The sequence below is a fragment of the Streptomyces tricolor genome (assembly GCF_002155905.1).
In the GTDB taxonomy this organism is placed as follows: domain Bacteria; phylum Actinomycetota; class Actinomycetes; order Streptomycetales; family Streptomycetaceae; genus Streptomyces; species Streptomyces tricolor.
This window is the reverse complement of the sequence record NZ_MUMF01000411.1, coordinates 2,904-3,461: the sequence shown is the minus strand read 5'-3', so window position 1 is coordinate 3,461 and position 558 is coordinate 2,904. Positions and strand designations below refer to the sequence as shown.

Annotated in this window: 1 pseudogene; it reads right to left on the bottom strand. The window is 69.9% G+C overall.

Annotated features, from left to right (window positions below):
* Positions 1-411, bottom strand: a pseudogene (locus CCN44_RS27505) (hypothetical protein); the annotation flags it as partial.
* Between the last annotated feature and the right edge of the window lie 147 nt (positions 412-558).

Here is a 558-nt window from a genome sequence, read left to right as displayed (position 1 = left end):
CGGGCCGCCGCCCGCCAGGAGTTCGTCGTTCGACAGGGGGTGCGGGAAGTCCACGGGGACGTAGGCGCCCGCGTGGTCGTAGTGCCAGACCAGGTGGGACTGCTGGGCCGTCGACTCGAACATCTCCAGCAACTGCTCGTAGTCGCCGCCCAGTTCGTCCACCGGCGTCACCGGCAGGCCGCACACCTGGAGCAGATAGGCCCGGCGCAGGAAGTGCAGGGCGTCGTAGTCGAAACCGGCGACCGGGGCGACGTCGCCGGACAGGCCCGGCATGTACTGGTACACCGGCACCGGCGGCAGGCCGGCCTCGGCCAGCGCCTTGTTGTACTGCGCGAGTTCCTCGGCGAAGGGGTTGTCCGGGGTGTGGCACAACACGTCCACGAGCGGTACCAGCCACAGGTCACAGGCCAAAGAGGGCTCCTCGCATCGGCAGGCGCGCGGTCACGCACGGCAGCGGGTGGTCAGGGAAGGGTAGTCGGTACGACCCCGGGGCGGCTCCCCTCGTACGGGACTCCGGGGGCCGTATCGGACACTTACCCCTCGGTCAGGTGTTCCAGC